At 39.0% G+C, this 18,881-nt stretch carries 16 protein-coding genes; 5 read left to right on the plus strand and 11 right to left on the minus strand.

The features are described 5' to 3' along the window. Positions 1–189: 189 nt before the first annotated feature. The 3 genes from WD048_10105 to WD048_10115 all read right to left on the minus strand — a co-directional run bounded on the left by WD048_10105 (position 190) and on the right by WD048_10115 (position 4,178). A complete protein-coding gene (locus WD048_10105; GenBank protein MEX0812556.1) occupies positions 190–879 on the minus strand; it encodes a TIGR00730 family Rossman fold protein in 690 nt (229 codons plus the stop codon). Further along, the gene (locus WD048_10110) at positions 869–2,347 is read right to left on the minus strand and encodes a sodium:solute symporter (GenBank protein MEX0812557.1); all 1,479 of its coding nucleotides are present in this window, start codon (positions 2,345–2,347) and stop codon (positions 869–871) included. Before WD048_10110 ends, WD048_10105 begins: the two co-directional genes overlap by 11 nt. 88 nt (positions 2,348–2,435) lie before the next feature. Next, positions 2,436–4,178: a phospho-sugar mutase gene (locus tag WD048_10115; protein ID MEX0812558.1), complete on the minus strand. Its 1,743-nt coding sequence runs from the start codon at positions 4,176–4,178 to the stop codon at positions 2,436–2,438. A 223-nt stretch (positions 4,179–4,401) separates the two neighbouring features. Between WD048_10115 and WD048_10120 the strand changes: the two genes are divergently transcribed. Together WD048_10120 and WD048_10125 are read left to right on the plus strand one after the other, a co-directional pair. Beyond that, on the plus strand, positions 4,402–4,752 hold the full coding sequence (locus WD048_10120) for a type II toxin-antitoxin system RelE/ParE family toxin (GenBank protein MEX0812559.1): 351 nt from the start codon (positions 4,402–4,404) through the stop codon (positions 4,750–4,752). Then, entirely contained in the window at positions 4,733–5,044 is a 312-nt protein-coding gene (locus WD048_10125; protein ID MEX0812560.1) for a helix-turn-helix transcriptional regulator, read from the plus strand. Before WD048_10120 ends, WD048_10125 begins: the two co-directional genes overlap by 20 nt. A 7-nt stretch (positions 5,045–5,051) precedes the next feature. Here WD048_10125 and apaG read toward each other — a convergent pair whose 3' ends face one another. From apaG to WD048_10140, 3 genes are read right to left on the minus strand one after another with little or no spacing between them, the layout of a single operon-like run. Then, positions 5,052–5,438, minus strand: coding sequence for a Co2+/Mg2+ efflux protein ApaG (gene apaG / locus WD048_10130; protein ID MEX0812561.1), 387 nt, complete (start codon positions 5,436–5,438; stop codon positions 5,052–5,054). A gap of 17 nt (positions 5,439–5,455) precedes the next feature. Then, entirely contained in the window at positions 5,456–6,016 is a 561-nt protein-coding gene (gene gmk, locus WD048_10135; protein MEX0812562.1) for a guanylate kinase, read from the minus strand. Continuing rightward, the gene (locus tag WD048_10140) at positions 6,013–6,885 is read right to left on the minus strand and encodes a YicC/YloC family endoribonuclease (protein MEX0812563.1); all 873 of its coding nucleotides are present in this window, start codon (positions 6,883–6,885) and stop codon (positions 6,013–6,015) included. Before WD048_10140 ends, gmk begins: the two co-directional genes overlap by 4 nt. 204 nt (positions 6,886–7,089) lie before the next feature. On the opposite strand from WD048_10140, the gene WD048_10145 reads away from it, so the two are divergent. Continuing rightward, positions 7,090–10,827, plus strand: a complete 3,738-nt coding sequence (locus WD048_10145) for an SNF2-related protein (protein MEX0812564.1) — start codon at positions 7,090–7,092, stop codon at positions 10,825–10,827. 71 nt (positions 10,828–10,898) lie between these two features. On the opposite strand, the gene WD048_10150 is transcribed toward WD048_10145, so the two are convergent. Continuing rightward, positions 10,899–14,333, minus strand: a complete 3,435-nt coding sequence (locus tag WD048_10150; GenBank protein MEX0812565.1) for a hypothetical protein — start codon at positions 14,331–14,333, stop codon at positions 10,899–10,901. Positions 14,334–14,564: 231 nt separating this feature from the next. On the opposite strand from WD048_10150, the gene WD048_10155 reads away from it, so the two are divergent. Next, positions 14,565–15,206 (plus strand): MBL fold metallo-hydrolase, encoded by a 642-nt coding sequence (locus WD048_10155; GenBank protein MEX0812566.1) that lies wholly within the window; start codon positions 14,565–14,567, stop codon positions 15,204–15,206. Here WD048_10155 and WD048_10160 read toward each other — a convergent pair. Together WD048_10160 and WD048_10165 are read right to left on the minus strand one after the other, a co-directional pair. Then, positions 15,203–15,556 (minus strand): DUF5615 family PIN-like protein, encoded by a 354-nt coding sequence (locus WD048_10160; GenBank protein MEX0812567.1) that lies wholly within the window; start codon positions 15,554–15,556, stop codon positions 15,203–15,205. The two genes, WD048_10155 and WD048_10160, sit on opposite strands and share 4 nt — an antisense overlap. After that, positions 15,556–15,792 carry a DUF433 domain-containing protein gene (locus WD048_10165; protein ID MEX0812568.1) on the minus strand — a complete coding sequence of 79 codons (237 nt, stop codon included), beginning with the start codon at positions 15,790–15,792 and terminating at the stop codon, positions 15,556–15,558. Before WD048_10165 ends, WD048_10160 begins: the two co-directional genes overlap by 1 nt. A 231-nt stretch (positions 15,793–16,023) precedes the next feature. Between WD048_10165 and WD048_10170 the strand changes: the two genes are divergently transcribed. Further along, a complete protein-coding gene (locus WD048_10170; GenBank protein MEX0812569.1) occupies positions 16,024–17,010 on the plus strand; it encodes a DUF2279 domain-containing protein in 987 nt (328 codons plus the stop codon). 111 nt (positions 17,011–17,121) lie between these two features. Here the strand turns inward: WD048_10170 and WD048_10175 are convergent, their stop codons facing one another. After that, a complete protein-coding gene (locus WD048_10175) occupies positions 17,122–17,274 on the minus strand; it encodes a hypothetical protein (GenBank protein ID MEX0812570.1) in 153 nt (50 codons plus the stop codon). A 158-nt stretch (positions 17,275–17,432) separates the two neighbouring features. Next, positions 17,433–18,881 (minus strand): glutamate synthase subunit beta, encoded by a 1,449-nt coding sequence (locus WD048_10180; GenBank protein ID MEX0812571.1) that lies wholly within the window; start codon positions 18,879–18,881, stop codon positions 17,433–17,435.

Below are 18,881 nucleotides of genomic sequence, written 5' to 3' on the forward strand. Positions count from 1 at the left end.
TCTCAAAGTTTACCGCAAAGGACGCTATTAATCTGAACAATTTATCCAAACATATCTTCATTGATGCAGCTTACCTATCCTGGGTTTAAGTCATTTATTCTTTGGGTACTTTGCAGATTTTCTCTGTGCGCTCAGCAGTTAAAATAAATTATGCTGTCCAATTATAAAGAGCTAAAAACAATGTGATAACTACAAATTCGGCCTCAATATATGATCTCTTGAATAGAACTCGTTGATGTATTCAATCACTTCATCTGCTGTATCTACCAGTTTAAATAAGTCCAAATCTTCTTTGGAGATATAGCCACCGGTCAGCAATTGTTCTTTTATCCAGGTTACCAGACCGCTCCAGTAATCTTTGCCTACTAAAATAATGGGGATATTGTCCACCTTATCAGTTTGTACCAGGGTGATGATTTCAAACATTTCATCCATGGTGCCAAAACCACCAGGCATCAGAACAAAGCCCTGCGCATATTTTACAAACATCAGCTTTCTGATAAAGAAATAGCGGAATGTAATGAGCTTATCAGGATCGATGTATGGATTGGAATCCTGTTCGAAAGGTAGGTCAATATTTAAGCCTACTGATTTTCCATCAGCTTGTTTTGCGCCTTTATTAGCAGCTTCCATCACTCCGGGGCCTCCACCGGATATCACCCCGAAGCCTTCTTTGCTCAATTTGCTGGCTACTTCTACAGTAAGCTGGTAATATTTTGAATCGGGCGTGACCCTGGCTGAACCAAATATGGAAATACAAGGCCCGATTTTATTTAATTTTTCAAATCCTTCTACCATTTCCGACATTACTTTAAAGACCTGCCAGGAAGATTCTGCTTTTAGATCAGTCCAGTTTTTTGTTAAATGTTTACTGCTCATATTCTTTTTTCTTAATTAACAATAATAAACCCGCAAATGTCAGTGCCCCATTGAGGATCAGTATTTCAAAACCAAATTGATACCCGTTGAACCAGTTTTCTGAATTTTCATTTACAATAAATGAAAGTACCGGTGATAGCAGGCAAATAATAGGCACCCATTTGTCGCGTATCTGCCAGCGTGTAAAAAGTCCGAATGCATACAAGCCCAGCAAGGGGCCATAGGTGTAGCCCGCTGCTTTAAATAGTGAGCTGATTACATCTTCCTCTAATACATACCGGAATATAATGATAATAATAAAGAGCAAGGCAGTGAAACCAATATGTACTTTATACCGGGTATTATAGAGTTTCTGTTTGCTTTCTTTGCTTTTTTCAAAATTCAGAATATCCACACAAAAAGAGGTAGTCAGGGCTGTAAGTGCGGAATCGGCACTGGAATAGGCTGCTGCAATCAGTCCTAAAATAAACACTATGCCCGCCATTGCTGGAAAGTACTCCAATGCCATTGTGGGAAATAAATAATCAGTTCGTTCCGGTACAGCTATGCCCTGAATATCGGCATATATATATAACAGCGCACCAAGGCTCACAAAAATCAGATTCACTACTACCAATATCAGGCTAAAGCTAAACATATTGAGTTGTGCTTCCCTGATGTTTTTGCAGCTGTTGTTTTTCTGCATCATGTCCTGATCCAGTCCGGTCATTACAATGGATATAAAAGCACCGCTGAGAAATTGCTTCCAGAAAAAATTGTCGTTTTTTACATCCCAGAAAAAGAGCTGACTGTATGCACTGTTCTTGATATTTTCTGTCATCTCAATAAAACCCCAGTCCAACTTTTGTGCAATAAAGAAAATACTGATCAGCACTGCTGAAACCATAAAAAGTGTTTGCAGGGTATCTGTCCACACAATGGTCTTTATACCGCCTTTAAAAGTATAAATCCAGATGAGCATCAGGGTGAAAAGTACAGTGAGTGGAAAGGGAAAGCCCCAGGCATCAAATACAAATTTTTGCAAAACAATAGCCACCAAAAATAAACGGAAGGAAGCACCAATACTCCTTGAAAGCAGGAAGTAAGCGGCTCCCGTTTTGTAGGAGGCATTGCCAAAACGCTGTTCCAGATAACCGTAGATTGAAGTAAGCTGAAGGCGGTAATACAGGGGCATTAGCACGGTGCCGATAACCAGATAGCCCAGAAGATAACCCAGCACCAATTGCATATAGGAAAACTGTCCGTTGGGGCTGCTGAAATTGCCCACCACGCCTGGTATTGATATGAAAGTTACGCCAGATAGCGAAGTTCCGATCATGCCGAAAGCTACCAGGTACCAAGGTGATTTTCGCTCACCGATGAAAAAGGAATCATTGTCCGCACCGCGCGAGGACCACCAGGAAATGAGGAGCAGAACAGCAAAATAAAGGCCGATAAATAATAGAATCAGGGGTGGACTAAGACTCATAATTGTGTTTTGCTCAAATCACTAAAACTTTTTGTTAAGATAGAAAAGAAGCTAATAAATAATATGGTTAAGGCAAGATGGAGAAAAATTATCCTGATAAGGCTTCTGTCAATTGCTTTAATTTCTCTTCTAATTTTGCTTCAATTTCTTCATACTCAGCAGTATTTTTTAAAACTGCTTTCGCACTGGAATAAAATTTGATTTTTGGTTCTGTACCAGAAGGACGGGCAGAGATAATACTGCTATCTTCAGTAACAAATTGCAATACATTGGATTTTGGCAAATCAATAGTTTTTGTTCTGCCACTTGCCATGTCTTTTTTAAAGCCTGCCTGGTAATCACTGATTTTTACAACAGGTGAACCTGCAATTTTAGCAGGTGGATTGTCCCGTAGCTCCTGCATCATTTTCTTGATTTCCTCTGCACCACTTTTGCCTTTTTTTGTGATAGAGATCAATTTCTCTTTGTAAAAGCCGTATTGGCTGTAGATTTCAAGCAGAGCATCAAACAATGATTTCCCCTGGCTTTTGTAATAAGCGGTCATTTCTGCAATCATGGTGCAGGAAACAACAGCGTCTTTATCACGAACTAAATCACCCACCAAATAGCCGTAGCTTTCTTCACCTCCGGCAATGAAATTTTCTTTGCCTTCCAATTTTGTGATCAGTGCCCCAATGTGTTTAAAACCGGTAAGGGTTTCATAGCAATTGATGTGGTTTTTTTGTGCGATTTCAGAGATTAAAGGACTGGTAACAATCGTTTTTACTACATAAGGATTATCCGGCAATTTGCCCAGTTCTTTCATGCTGCTGATTACATAATGTACCAGGAGGCTGCAAATCTGATTGCCATTGAGCAATTGAAATGTTCCAGTTCTGTTTTTCACGCCTACGCCAACTCTGTCTCCATCAGGATCGCAGGCCATAACCAAATCCGCACCAATGGTTTTTGCCTTTTTCAGGGACAATTGCATGGCTTCCTCTTCTTCAGGGTTGGGGAAAATCACCGTGGGGAAATTCCCATCGGGCGTGGCTTGTTCTTCCACTACGTGCACATTTTCAAAACCCCATTTTTCAAGTGCTTGTGGCACCAGCATAATGGCTGTTCCGTGAATAGGAGAAAAGACGATTTTCAGGTTTTTTTCTTTTTTTACAGCATCGGGGCGCAAACTCAGATCCATGATTTTGTTCAAGTAAATCCGATCTATTTCTTCACCTATCGTTTCTATATTTTCTTCCTTGGCTTCAAATTTCACCTGCGCTATATCGGTGATTTTGTTCACCTCGGCAATGACATTTTTATCGTGCGGAGCTACCAATTGCCCGCCATCTTCCCAATAGGCTTTGTAGCCATTGTATTCTTTTGGATTGTGCGATGCAGTAAGCATTACCCCGCTTTTGCAGTCCAGTTCCTTTATGGCAAATGACAGTTCTGGAGTAGGGCGCAATCCGTTGAAAAAGTAAACTTTAATATCATTGGCGGAACAAACATCTGCTACGATTTTTGCAAAATAATCCGATTGGTTTCTACAGTCGTGCGCTATTACAAATTTGATTTGTTCATTGGGAAATTGAGCTTTTAGGTAATTGCACAGACCTTGCGTGGCTTTGCCAACGGTGTATTTATTCATCCTGTTGGAACCCACACCCATTATACCGCGCAGACCACCTGTTCCAAATTCCAGATCCTGGTAAAATGCATCCGTTAGTTCATCGTAGCGATTTTCCTCTAATAGCTTGCGAACTTTATTTTTTGTGTCTTCGTCAAATGAACCGTTCAGCCATTCGTCAATCTTCTTTTTCACATTGCTTTCTAATGTTGCAGCAGACATATTTTTACTTATTAATTGTTGTTATAAATAGGCTTCAAAATTAGCTATTTCAGGTGGGAATACCTATTGGATGCGGTACAGCCACTGACAGCAATGGCGAGATAGGGAAAGATACCGGATTACAAATGAGAAAGCTAAGAAGTGTGCGAGACGGGCACTGTATCGTAAGGGATCTGTGATAATAAAAGTTTCACTTTAGAACAACTTTTTGTAAATTAGTGTTGTGAATAAAAATAAGAAATATAGAACTGTAATATTTTACAAGAACTATTTTCAGGATTTTTTTGAAAAACAAAGAGCTAAAGTTAAAGATAAGATTATTTGGACGCTCGATCTAATTGAAGAAATTCAACGGGTACCTGAAACTTATCTCAAACATATTGAAAACACAGATGGGCTTTTTGAAATACGTGTACAGCAAGGCAGCGATATTTTTCGGATTTTCTGTTTTTTTGATGAAGGTAAACTTGTAGTCTTAGCTAATGGATTTCAAAAAAAGTCCCAAAAGACACCAAAGCAAGAAATATTAAAAGCACTAAAAATAAAGGAAGAGTATGAAAAACAGGGAAAATAATACAATGACGCTTGAACAGTTTAAGGATAAACATTATGGTCAACGTGGTACAGCCAGACGCGACAAACTTGAAGCAGGTTATGAAAATTTCAAAATTGGAGCAATGATCCATGAGGCGCGAATTAAAAGAGGTTTAACTCAGGATCAGCTTGCTAAGAGAGCGGGAACAACCAAATCGTACATTTCAAAAATTGAAAATAATATTAAAGAAATACGTTTTTCAACACTTAAAAAGATTGTTGAACTGGGCTTAGGTGGTCAAATAGAACTTTCTATAAAATTAAACCAATAATAAAACCTCAATTCATCTTAAAAGGCACAACAAGTTGAAATTCAGGAATATCAACTTTAAAGAGGCTGCCATCTTCCATATTTTGCATGGTATAAGTCCCCCACATTTTACCGATTTCAGATTTAAGATTACAGCCAGAAATGTATTTGTGTATTTCACCGGGTTTTAATACCGGTTGTTTGCCCACAACTCCATCACCTTCCACTTCATTGGTTTCATTGTTGGAATCGAAAATATACCAGTGGCGGCTGAGCAGCTTAACGGTATATTCATTGCGGTTTTCAATAGTTATTCTGTAAGCAAACATGTAATCTCCGTGAGTAGGGTTGGAGTAGTTTTCCTGGTAAAAAGTTTCAACACTGATTTTTACTCCACGGGTGATTTGAGTTGACATAGGCACAACAAAATTGGTTAGATAAATTTCAGAACAAGCTGCTCTGCTTGCTCTAAAGCTAACGGAAGTTCGTCATTTAGCAGAATAAAATCAAACTTTTTTTCGCAACTCATCTCATACTTCATACGATCTACCCGTTTTTGAAAAGCGGTTTCATCTTCTGTCCCTCTCTTGCTAAGTCGCTCTATGAGTACTTCGAGCGAAGGTGGTTTTACAAAAATAGTGAATGCCTCATTGCCGTATTGCTGCTTAATATTTAACGCACCCTTTACATCAATATCAAATACCGCAATTTTTCCTTCCGAACTGATTCTCTCAATTTCCGAGTGTAGAGTTCCGTAAATAGAGCCTTTATAAACTTCTTCCCATTCCAAAAAGGCGTCTTGCTCTATTTTCTTTTTGAAATTTTCTTCGCTTAGAAAATAATAGTCTTTTCCATCTGTTTCATGTGGTCTTTGTGCGCGGGTAGTGGCACTTACTGAAAATTCCAGCTTGCTGAATTTCTCCAATAAATGCCTCACAATAGTGGTTTTACCTGCGCCCGATGGCGCTGTAAATACAAGTAATTTCGGACTCATAATGCGTTGTTCACCTGTTCTTTTATTTTTTCTAAATCCTCTTTCATCAATACCACAAAGCGCTGAATATCGGTGTCATTGGCCTTGGCACCCAGTGTATTGATCTCCCTGCCCAGCTCCTGCGACATAAAGCCCAATTTTTTTCCTTTGGAGCTATTGTCATTTTCAATTATTTCCCTAAAATATTCACAGTGCCCTTTCAAGCGAGACAATTCTTCATTGATATCTAATTTTTCGATATAATAGAGCAATTCCTGTTCTAGCCGGGTTTCGTCCAACTTGTTTTGATCCACTTCGCTCAGCAGTGCATCTAGTTTTTCCCGCTTTTTCACCCTTCTATTGGGAGCTATTTTTTCTATTTCCAGCACGGCATTTTCAATATTGGACAAGCTATTGAGCAAATCATCCTTTAAGCTTCTTCCTTCTTGAATACGGTGCTGATTGAGTTTTCCGATACCGATTTCGATTTTTTCAAAAATTTCCTTGCATTCATTCTCGCTCAATTCTGAAAAGGCACTCTCCAAAACCTGCGGCATTTTCAATACCTGATCGAGTAGATTTTCTTCGACCAAATTCTGTTTTTTGCAAAATGCGCGCAATTGCGAGAGGTATTCTTCGGCCAGTTTTTCATTGATTTTTACTGCCTCAAAATTTTCCTGTCCTTCCAGTAAGATGCTGCAATCTATTTTTCCGCGCTGTAGTTTTTCCTGCAATAAATTGCGGATATCAAATTCTTTGTGCTTTAAAAAAGCGGGGATTTTCAGGTTGAGGTCAAAGTATTTGCTGTTGAGCGTTTTGATCTCAATCGTGAGTTGTTGTACCCTGAAATTGAGATTTACCCTACCGTAACCAGTCATGGAATGAAGCATGTCGTAAAAATTTTTACAAAGCTAAGGAATTGGGGGCTTAGAAATTTTATGTTAAAATGCTTTTGTGGTATCGGCCTGAATATGTTTTTCCAAAAAATAAGTGTGGATAAAATGATGAAAATTATTTTCGACTATAAATGAAAGGCGAATTGTGGAGTCGTAATTTCATACTTCTGCTTTTTTAAAGAACTCATTAAATTATAGATGTCTACAATAACGAAAAAAAATCTATCGAGTGAGCTTTTGGAGTATATTCAAAGGCATGCCAATTCTTCTAGTCTCTCCAGAGGGCAGGCATACATGAAGCAGCGCAAGTGTAAGCTTTTGAAGTACGATGAGGAAAAAGGGCAGGCCAAATATGAAGTTCGGGGTTCAAGCTTATACACCGTAAATATCAAAAACTTAAATACGGATGTTGAAACCTCCTGTAATTGTCCTTATGATTTTGGCGGAATATGCAAGCACCAGGTAGCCGCTGTCCTTGATTTTGTCAATAAAGCAAAAAACCTAGATGCTTTACTTGAAAAAAAGAAACAGACTGTTCCAAAAAGAAAATCAATAAATCCTATCCAGTATAAGGATTATAGTTCGCTGGAAAATATGCTGAAAGACCAATTTAGATACTTTGAGCCCACTGGGTCTATTTTTGTTGAGCATATTGAAGCGGGCAAAGCAGTATTTACTGTGGAGGAAAGGACGGGTAGCTGGTATAGCCCTATCAAAGAAGTTACAGTAGCATTTAGCTTTAATAAGAAAAACGAATTGCAAAGTGTTTGCAGTTGCGACACCTATGTAAACACATATTGCAAGCATGAAAAAACAGTAATATATGCCTTGAAGGATTCTGCCAAAAATGACAATCTTTTTAAACTAGTCAAAGACCCAAAGCCACTAAGGGAGAAAGTCAAAGAGCAGTATGGCGTGGATAATGACAAACAGATAGACATAGATTTTGAGCTGGAATTAGAGGATGGGTTATTACAGTACTCTCCTATAGATGACAGCATTTTAAAGCGCAGCAAATACATGGATTGGGAAGGTTTCCACATTCAAAGTTTTGTAAACCGAGCGGACAGCGATATTCTGAAAACCTGTATTGTTCCTGAAAAGGAGGGGTCGAAGGCTCAAAAACAAACGGCATTTGGCTATGCCCTGGAGTTTTTTGATGAAAACAGCTTAATCCCACTCAATATCCATCCTTTGGAAGGAAAGGTCTCCAAGAGTAATGACAAGCTCATTTCAGGCATCAAACACATCTATCATTTCCCAAAGACTGAGATTGCCTCGCTACAAATCAAAGTGACAAATATACAAGAAACCACGCCTTATAATCACCACAATCCCGATACCAAGCAATGGTTTAAGTCAACCCTGGAGCTCTACCCCTTACTTGAGGATGCTTTTGAGGTACTTGAAAATGAAATTTGTTATCAGCTTAAACCAAATCAGGAAATACGCAAAAGCAATTTAAGGCTAATGCGCATTCGCTCGGAAAAGCCGCGCCTGTGCTTTGAGCTAAGTGAAGATCAAAATTATTATATTTTTAAAGCATTTATTAAAATAGATAAAAGACTTGTTGATCTTGAAAAAGACTATGTAAACAAACCATTTCCAACAGTATTTTTCACCCAAAATCAAGAAATTTATTTATTTCCAAATGTTGAGATGGCACTTGCCTTTAATTATTTCAAGGAAAATGCTGTTTTTAAATTTCAAAAAGAGGATATAGCTGATTTTCTTCAAAATATGATCATTCCACTATCAGAGAATTATCCCATAAGATTTAATGTCAAAAGTGATTTGTTTGCAATGGAAACAGCCCAAAAATCAAGTAAAAGAATTTATTTAAGCGAATTGAGTGAATATATCCTTTTTAAACCCGTGCTGGATTACGGACAAAAGGAAGTAGATGTATTTCATCAGGGAGATGCTTTTTTTAAGGATGAAAAGGACAAGCTTAAAAAGCTGGATCGTGATTTTGAGGAAGAAAATTTCCTGATGGATTTTTTATTGGATGCGCACGAAAGCTTTAGGAAAAGGAAGCACAGGGATATATTTTATCTTTCAGTGGACGAGATGACGGAATCTGGTTGGTTTTTTAATTTCTTTAAACAGGCCAAGGAAAATGAAGTGGAGGTTTTTGGTTTCGATAAGCTTAAAAACTTCAAATACAATGTCAACAAAGCAAAGGTAAATGTTTCAGTAAAATCCAATATTGACTGGTTTGATACCAAAATTGATGTCAGTTTTGGCGATCAGGTAGTGGATTTGAGCAGCCTAAAAAAAGCAGTAGTCAACAAGCAAAACTATGTAAAATTGGGCGATGGAAGTATAGGCATATTGCCCGAAAAATGGTTGGATAAACTGGAACGCTATTTCCGCATTGGTCAAGTGAAAAAAGACGGAGTTCAGGTTTCAAAACTGCATTTTTCCGTTGTAGATGAATATTTTGACCAAATAGATGATATTTCCGTAAAGCAGGAAATAGAAGAAAAAAAGACGGCATTGCTCGATTTTGAAAAAGTGGAAAACCTGAAATTGCCCGTGGGTGTAAAAGCCCAACTGCGCGATTATCAGCAAAGCGGTTACAATTGGTTGGGCTTTCTCCAAAAGTTTTCCTTCGGTGGTTGCTTGGCAGATGATATGGGACTTGGCAAAACCCTTCAGGTATTGACGCTCCTTATGCAGCAGAAAAATGAAAAGAAAACCTGTAGCCTGGTAGTGGTGCCCCGCTCCCTGATTTTCAACTGGCAGGCAGAAGCGGATAAATTCTGCCCTAAATTAAAATATTTTGTACATCACGGAACCAAAAGGCAAAGCGATACAAAGAATTTTAAAAAGTATGATTTTATATTGACTACCTATGGTACTGCCGCGGGCGATATTGAGTTGCTAAAGGATTATCGGTTCAATTATATTGTATTGGATGAGTCCCAAGCCATTAAAAATCCCCGATCGAAAAGGTTTAAGGCCATGCGGCTTTTACAGGGAGCAAATAGGCTGGCATTGACCGGCACTCCGGTAGAAAATAACACATTCGATCTATATGCGCAAATGCAATTTCTCAATCCCGGGTTTTTGGGTTCTGAAAATGACTTTAAGAAAAACTATTCCGACCCCATAGACAAGGATAAAAATGAAAAGCGGGCAGTGGAATTGAGAAACTTGATCAATCCCTTTATTCTTAGGCGTACCAAAGAACAGGTAGCTACCGAGCTTCCCGAAAAAACGGAAAGTGTCATTTATTGTGATATGGATAAATCGCAGCGAAAAATCTATGATGCCATGCGCAATAAATACCGCAATTATGTAATGGGAAAAATTGAAGAGGACGGGCTGAACAAATCGCGCATGTACGTACTGGAAGGGCTTACAAAATTAAGGCAGGTTTGCAACAGTCCCGCCCTGATTTCCGGTGATGAGGTCTATGAAAATGTGTCGATAAAACTTGATACCTTAAAAGAGCATATCTTGGATAAAACCGGCAATCACAAAGTGCTTGTGTTTTCCCAATTCGTAAAAATGCTGGGGCTTATCAAAAATACATTGGATGAGGCGGGCATTCAATATGCCTATCTCGATGGCGCAACTCAAAAGCGAGAAGAGCAGGTAGATTATTTTCAAAATGACAGTGATTGCAGAGTGTTCTTAATCAGCTTAAAAGCCGGAGGTACAGGTCTAAACCTCACCGCTGCAGATTATGTCTATATTGTAGATCCCTGGTGGAATCCTGCCGTTGAAGCACAGGCCATAGACCGTTGCTATAGAATAGGTCAGGACAAACATGTTTTTTCGTACAAAATGATTTGCAAGGATACCGTAGAGGAAAAAATCCTAGATCTACAAAAGCACAAATTGAAACTTTCCTCTGACCTGATAAAAACAGATGATGCCGTATTCAAAAAACTGGAGCAAAAGGATATTGCCGCACTTTTTGATTAGGGATAAACAGTTGCAAATTCGGTAACGGGGTAGATCTTTTTGCCGACTTGGCATTTGAGTTAACAGTCTCCCTAAAAATCCAAATTCAAAGAAATATACAATCTGGGTTTTTCGGTTCTTTGGCCACTGTCATTGCCCCATGCAAGATCGGCACGAATGAAATAACCGAAAAGTGAAGTCCTGAGCCCGAAACCATAGCCAAACACAACAGGATTTTTAAAATAATTGACCGTAACTACTGGTGAAGATTCTCCAATAGTAGAAGTAAAAACCTGGTTTTCATCTTTGTAAGGATTTAGCCCTTCCCATGCAGAACCGATATCTGTGAAGCCAATGATCTGGAAATTACGAATGAATTCAGAGCGAATAGGATTGTTGATCAGATAGGTAAAAATCGGCACCCTGATTTCTGAATTAAGCACAAAATAAGAATTGCCATTGCGCACATTTTGAGGGAAACCGCGCATATTGGTTACAATGGTTTGAAAGGCATAGTTTTGATCGAGAGAAACCTCGGTATCATTATCGAATTCAGGAGAAGGGATAAGCCAACTGTCAACTCCACCGAGGTAATAGACCAGTTTTTTAGTACCGTAGGATGTTCCCAGGGCTACGCGATTGGCCCAGATAATTTCTTTATGAATGGGTTGGTAATAACGAAAATCAAACCCAAGTACACCGAAATAGCTGTTGTCAAAACTTGGCAAATTGAAATCTACATTATCGATAATGCCTTGTGGCTGCATCTGAAATTCTTTGTGAATTTCTGAGAAGAATTTAAAGCGCACTCCTTTTCTAAGGTTGAGTCCCAGGCCAATGGTATTGTCAAATACATATTCCAGGCGGAAAAAGAGCCAGTTTTCTTTATAGTTGTCCAGGTTGGCGGAAAATTCTTCTTGTTTTTGGAACACATAATTGTCGTGTCTGTAGGCCAGAAAAAACCGGAAACTTCTGAGCACATCAATGGGGTAGGTAAAGCGCGATTCCACATAATTTGTCTTGATCTTGGCCTCCAGAGGAATTCCAGCATCGGTATTTACCGGCTCATTTGTAAAAGGCACCCTGTCGGTATAGGTTTGTGGCATTACTCTGCGGTAATATTTTATTTGTTTGTCAAGGCGTTTTCTTAAATTCTCGTAGCCGATAAAATATTCTGAGCCCTGGAAATTAAAAGGAAAGCGAAAACCTCCAAAAATCCGGTAATCTTCAAAAAGATCTGATACACCAAGATTGATGGTTCCGCTAAATGGAGGATTTTGGAATACAGGAGCACCGGGAGCAAACTTCTGATAGCGCGTCATAATCAGGCTATTGTCGATTTGCGTGAGTACATAATCCGTAGAGAATTTTACTTTATAAGGCAAAACACGGGTTTGTTGAAAGACACCTTTAGACACCTCTGCTTCAGCACTTCCACTTATGGTCTTAGTGACATTTAGCTCGGGGAATACGGTGTATTCAGATTGGTAAAAGAATTCATCAGGGCTGATGCTGTCAGAAATACCTTCTTCATCTTTCAGTGCTTCATCAAAAAGTTTATTTTCCTCAAACTGTTTGCGCATTCTTTCTTTTTCAAGTTTGTTTTCTATAAACTCCCTGTAGGGTGTTGGTCTTAGTTCAAGTTCTTGTGCTAAAGCCAGTTCTTTTGGAGCATCGTGGAGGTAAAACCAGTCAAGTTGATCACTTTCCACAATTTCCGCAATTTTCCCAGAGGGGCTGATGTCCTGTTCATTAATGCTGTATGGCTTGTCGCTGATTGGAACAGAATAAGTGGTGGTTTTATAAACAGGGCGCAATCGAACCGAGTCAATTGTGGCACTGCTGTTGATAAAATCCCATTTAGGATTGCGCACCACTGAATCCCGGAAAAAAACTACTGTATCTCGTTTTACAAATTCATCTTCAAAATAGGCGGCATAGCGATTTGAAATCCCGTTTTTGTCGGATAGATAGGTGAAATGTTTTTCATCCAACTGCTGTGGCATTTTTTCAATGGAGAAGGGGTCATTGGTAACGCGCGTGAGAATTTGTTTGCGGTCGTTGGTATTGTAAAAATAGAGGTCATAACTCTGTCCTACGCGATTGGTATCTGCATCTACAGTTTTCAATGTATCGTTCAGCCTGTTTGATCTGAAAATAATGCCTTCTTTTCCATCAATATTCACATAGGCAGGATCCAGGTCATCGTAATAATCATTGGTGATTTGTTCTGTTAAAGTGGTTGGTAAATAATAGCTGTATATATCCGAATGGCATCTTTTTACAGCCGACAGCACCAAATAGCGGGGGTCACCCATAAATCGGAAACTATTGACTTGCTGGAATTTAGTGATGTTTTTCTTTTCTTTTTTATTTTCTTCTACATCGTAAAGCAGCAGCTTGAGCTTATCGCGCTTTTCATAGATCACAGCCAGGGTTTTCATATCCGGTGACCAGTCTAAAATCGGATTGCTATAATCTGTAACTAGTTTTACAGTTTTTACACCACCTCTCAGTACTCTGCGGATTTTACCGCTTTCAAGATTTTGTACATAGACCCGATATTTGCCCTGTATATTATTTGCATATGCAATGTATTTGCCATCATCGCTGATCTTGAGTTGGTAGTGGTGCCTTTTCTTCCATTTTCTGCGATCAATGATATTTTCTGTTTGCAGGGAATCTCTCAATTCCATATCAGCAGTAAATTCTACCAGGTAATATTTGTACCAGTCTTCCAGTGATTTTTTAATGCCCTCGCCCAGCACAAAAAGAAAACCGCTTTCCATACTGCGGTTGATGCGTGTAAGATAAAGCAAGTTGGAAACAGCTGATTTCCCGTATTTTTCTTCTACATAATGCCATACTGCACTGCCGGCAAATGTGGATTCTTCATCTCTTAGCCGGTTGAATTTTTCAAATTTTCCTGAAAGGATGCCTTCCCGCAATCTATTGTCTTTTTCAGTGTTCCAGCTTTCGCCAATATATTCTACCAGTCCGTTGGTAAACCATTCGGGCAAATTGAGTAAAACGGCATTTTGCAGTACTTCCTGAAAATTACTTCCAAAAAGTATATGGTTCATCATTACACGTGCTATGCCCTGGCGAATTTGTTTTTCCAGATTACCGTGGTCTCCATTGAAATAGACGAATATCTTATTGCCAATAATTTTCGTGACTCCACCGGTATTGTTCAGTTCCAGTCCGTGTCCGATATTGGTTTGGTTGAGGTCAGAAAGGTCATTGTAAACCAGAATATGGGTTTTTCTGTTGAGCTTCCATTCCAATTGGTCTTCTATTTCGGGCAGTACTTTTTCAGCATATTGCAGGGCGTATTTTCCAAGATCCTGACCTCCGAGGTAAAACAGCGTTCTGAAATTTTCAGAATCAAAATATTGCCATTCAAATTCTTTGTACTGAACGGCATTTTGTCCAAAGGTTTCATTGGTGCCTTGCGCAATAAGTTTATTTTGCCAAATTGAGAGTAAGGCAAAGCAAAAGAAAATGAAAAAGCGGAAATTTCTCAAGATATCAATACGGTATTAAGAAGTTCAGTACAATAATAATACTGCTCGCTGATAAAAGCTTAATTTTGCTCGATAATCGAGATTTAAATATTCCGAGGCCTGTCTGCCGACAAAGGCAGACCTATATCGAAATTAAAAAATATTTTATTTCATAAATACCTCGTGGATTTGCCCCGAGGTAGTTTACAGTATTTTGTATGCCGATGAAGATAAAAAAATAAACGAAAAAAGATGAGTAAGATAGCAAAATTCACCTTCAATCCTTTTCAGGAAAACACTTATGTGCTGTATGATGAGAGCAATGAGTGCATCATTATTGACCCGGGGTGTTCCAATGCGCGGGAAAATGCAGAGCTCAGTGATTTTATTGATCAAAATAATTTAAAACCAGTAAAGCTGATCAATACCCACTGCCATGTAGATCATGTTTTGGGCAATTTGTTTGTAGCTGAAAAATATGGCCTCGAATTGGGCATTCACAAAGATGAATTGCAAGTGTTGCAGGCTGTGCCGGAATATGGCAAAATGTTGGGTTTGAATATTACTGCACAAAAGGAAGCCGATTATTTTATTGCGCCCGGAGAAAAAATTGTGTTCGGAAAAGGTACTGAGTTGGATGTGCTATACACGCCCGGACATACACCCGGAGAAATATCTTTTTACAACAAAAAAGACGGCTATGTAATTGCCGGGGATGTGCTGTTTTTCCAAAGCATAGGCCGCACTGACCTTCCGGGCGGTGATTACAATACTTTGATCGAAAGCATTAAAAGGGAATTGCTTCCTTTACCGGATACCACGGTTGTGTATTGCGGACATGGGCCGGATACCACTATTGGCCAGGAGAGGATGAGCAACCCGTTTTTGAATTAAGAAATCACCGTAATTCCATCCGCCCATAATTCAACTAAACTTCCCTGTTTCAATGCTTTTATAAGTGTTTGGATGTTGCTGTTTAAATATCCATTTGCAGATTTAATCCTCATATTCCCAAGCTTTACAAAAACCAATTTATTGGGTTTGCCAGTGGTGATATGTGAATAATAAAAATCTGAATCTTTGGTGACAATGATCCAGTTGTTTCTTTCAGAGAGTTCAATTATTATTTGGTCTGAGCTTAGATTTCCTTTTTCCAAATCACGGGTATGTATGGCTTTAAAACCATGGGATTGAAAAATTTTCACCCAGGAAGGTGGAAGTTGTGCATCAATTAAAAATTGCATTAAGCTACTTTAAAGGAGGTACTCTTGAATTTAAGTATATTATTGGCATAAGAGATACATGCCAAAACATCCTCTCTTTCAAGATCAGGGAATTCTTCAAGAATATCATCAATAGTATCTCCTCCGGCAAGATACTCCAAAATACTTTCTACCATTATCCTTGTATTGCGGATACATGGCTTTCCATGACATATTTTAGGATTGACAGTAATTCGGTTAAAAAGGGCTTTGCTCATTGTTTCTATCTATTTGTGTAAGGGTTTGTTGCAAAAACTGCCTTACTTCTGTAGACCTTATTTTGCATCAAACCCTAAGCAATTTAAAACTTAATTTACTAAAAAAGTTTCTTGATGTCTATTTCCTTTTTTCGGCATCTAAGAATTTTTAAAATTTAAGATAAGTAGCAGCGATTTTATATTTAAACCACTAATTACTGAAAGCCCCCATTATTCTGTAATTTGCAACGCATGGGTGTTTTGAAATACATCAAGGGAATATCAATACTTATTTTCGTTCTGTTAATGTGTTTGGAAATCCAGGCACAAGATCGCAAATCTGCTCAGTTTTTCAAACCCGACACCACGCTGAATAAAATGAAAGTGGGGGTAGTAACAGGTTCCATTTTAACAATTTATGGTGGTGCTTTAATTGGTTTGAACCAATATTGGTACAAGGATATTCCGCGCTCGCGATTTCATTTTCACAACGATGGTCGCGATTGGATGCAGATTGACAAAGCCGGCCACATTTACAGTGCATATTTTCAAAGCCGCTGGGCTGTGGGCATGTATCGCTGGACGGGCATGGAAGATAAAAAGGCAATCTGGGTGGGAGGAATGACCGGTACTTTTTTGCAATCTTCCATAGAAATTCTGGATGCCTTTTCAGCAGACTGGGGCTTTTCGGCCTGGGACTTTGGTGCCAATGTATTGGGCTCGGCCATTGTGATTTCGCAGGAATTGGCCTGGAAAGAGCAGCGTATCAGCCTTAAAATTTCTACTATCCCTCAGAAATATCCCGAAGGTGAATTGAAGAATCGCGCCAGTGATCTTTACGGCACATCTTTACCGGAGCTGTTTTTAAAAGATTACAATGCCGTTACAACCTGGGCATCGGTAAATATTGCTTCATTCATCAAGCGCGATACCCGTTTTCCCGATTGGATTAATATAGCAGTGGGATATGGCGCGCGAAATATGTATGGCGGCAGTGAAAATATATGGTGTACAGAGGAAGGTACTAAAGCCGGTGATTGCCCTCCGGGCATGATCGTTGACCGCACAGATGTGCAGCGCAACCGGCAATTCTATATTTCACCGGATATTGATTTCACCCGGATTCCGGTTCGCAGAAAGGGCTTTAAAATATTGCTAAATATGCTGAATATGGTTAAAGTACCCTTTCCTTCATTGGAGATCAATACACAGGGAAAAGTGCGGGTGCAGCCTTATTGATTTGTTGGATACATTCAGAAATTATAGTTTTTTCAATATCAGCCTTGTAGGTATAGGCCAATAATAGCAGCCATTTGAGCAATCCAAAAGCCGACCATCCATTTGATAAGGTCAACTTTGTCGTCTTTTGTTAAAAAAGATGTCTTTCTTTTCATTGATTTTTTCCTTGGCTTTTTGATCAAAATATTCAATCACAAGAGAAGCTTCTTCATTACCAAGCTTTGTTTTTAATATTTCGTAAACTTTTAATTCTAATCCACTCATAATAGATATAGTTTGATGAAATTGCCCCAGGGTGCATGAAAAATTAATGTTAATTAAATTAATAACAAGATCAGGTTAACTAAGTTAACGAAATTATTTCTTTATCGTTTGAATTTATTTAATCTAGGTAAGAAAATCTATCCTGCTATCTTCAAAAATCACATAGCATAATAAGAAGCATCCTTGCTAGGCAATTCACTTTTCTCCATCAAAAATTCATCAACAGCTCTTGCGGCTTCCCTGCCTTCACTCATCGCCCAAACTACAAGCGATTGACCTCTGCGCATGTCTCCGGCAGCAAAGACTTTGTCAATATTGGTCTGATAGTTTTTATCGGCAACATTGCCCCTGTCTGTTAATTCTACGCCAAGTTGATTCAGTAGTCCTTCGTGCTGAGGATGTAAATATCCGATTGCAAGTAATGCCAACTGACAAGGAATGATTCTTTCACTGCCTTCAATTTCTTCAAAACCATTGTTTTTCCATTCCAAATCGACAACTTTTACACCTTTAAGTTTCCCCTGTTTATCACCAATAAATTCCTTGGTTAACAAAGACCAGGCTCTTTCACAGCCTTCTGCATGCGAACTTGTTACCTGAAAAACATGGGCATATTCCGGCCACGGATTGTCTTCACTTCTTTTAAGCGGGGGCTTATTTAATAGTTCTATTTGGAATATGCTGTTGGCGCCCTGACGATTTGAAGTCCCAATACAATCAGAACCAGTATCACCACCACCAATTACAATTACATCTTTGCCTTTTGCAGTAATTTCCGGTAAATTATTTTCGCTATCCCCTGCTACTATTTTATTCTGCCGGGTTAGAAAATCCATAGCAAAATGAATACCCTCAAAACTGCGACCGGGGATTTTAAGGTCACGTGGGATGGTTGAGCCAATGGAAAGTATAACTGCATCGTATTGATCAAGTAACTCGTTGCCTTCTATATCTTCACCAATATTTGTATTTGGATGCATTACAACACCTTCCTGTTCCATTAAACTGATGCGTCTTTCAACGACCCATTTTTCCAGCTTAAAGTCAGGGATCCCGTAACGTAAAAGTCCGCCCATTCTGTCGGCTCTTTCATATAAGTGCACTGTATGTCCGGCTTTATTGAGCTGATCAGCTGCGGCAAGACCTGCAGGGCCAGAACCTACAACAGCTACAGTTTTATCACTGCGTTTTTTAGGTGGTCGTGGTTTAACCCAGCTATTTTTAAAAGCCATTTCTATAATGCTTTTTTCTATCATCTCTATGGTAATGGCCGGCTTATTGATAGCAAGTACACAGGCAGACTCACAGGGAGCAGGGCATATCCTTCCGGTAAACTCCGGGAAATTATTTGTTGTGTCAAGAATGTCGTAAGCCTTTTTCCATTCTTTGCGGTAAACAGCATCATTGAATTCGGGTATATTATTGCCCAAGGGGCAGCCCATATGGCAGAAAGGCACACCACAATCCATGCAGCGAGAGGCTTGCTCTTCTGTGAATTCGGCAGTATGTGCTTTATATACTTCTTTAAAATCTTTTATTCTTTCTTTCGGATTGCGCTTTTCAGGCAATTTACGTCCTACTTCCAGAAAACCTGTTGCTTTTCCCAT

It is taken from the genome of Chitinophagales bacterium, from assembly GCA_040877935.1.
Taxonomy (GTDB): Bacteria; Bacteroidota; Bacteroidia; order Chitinophagales; family CAIOSU01; genus JBBDNB01.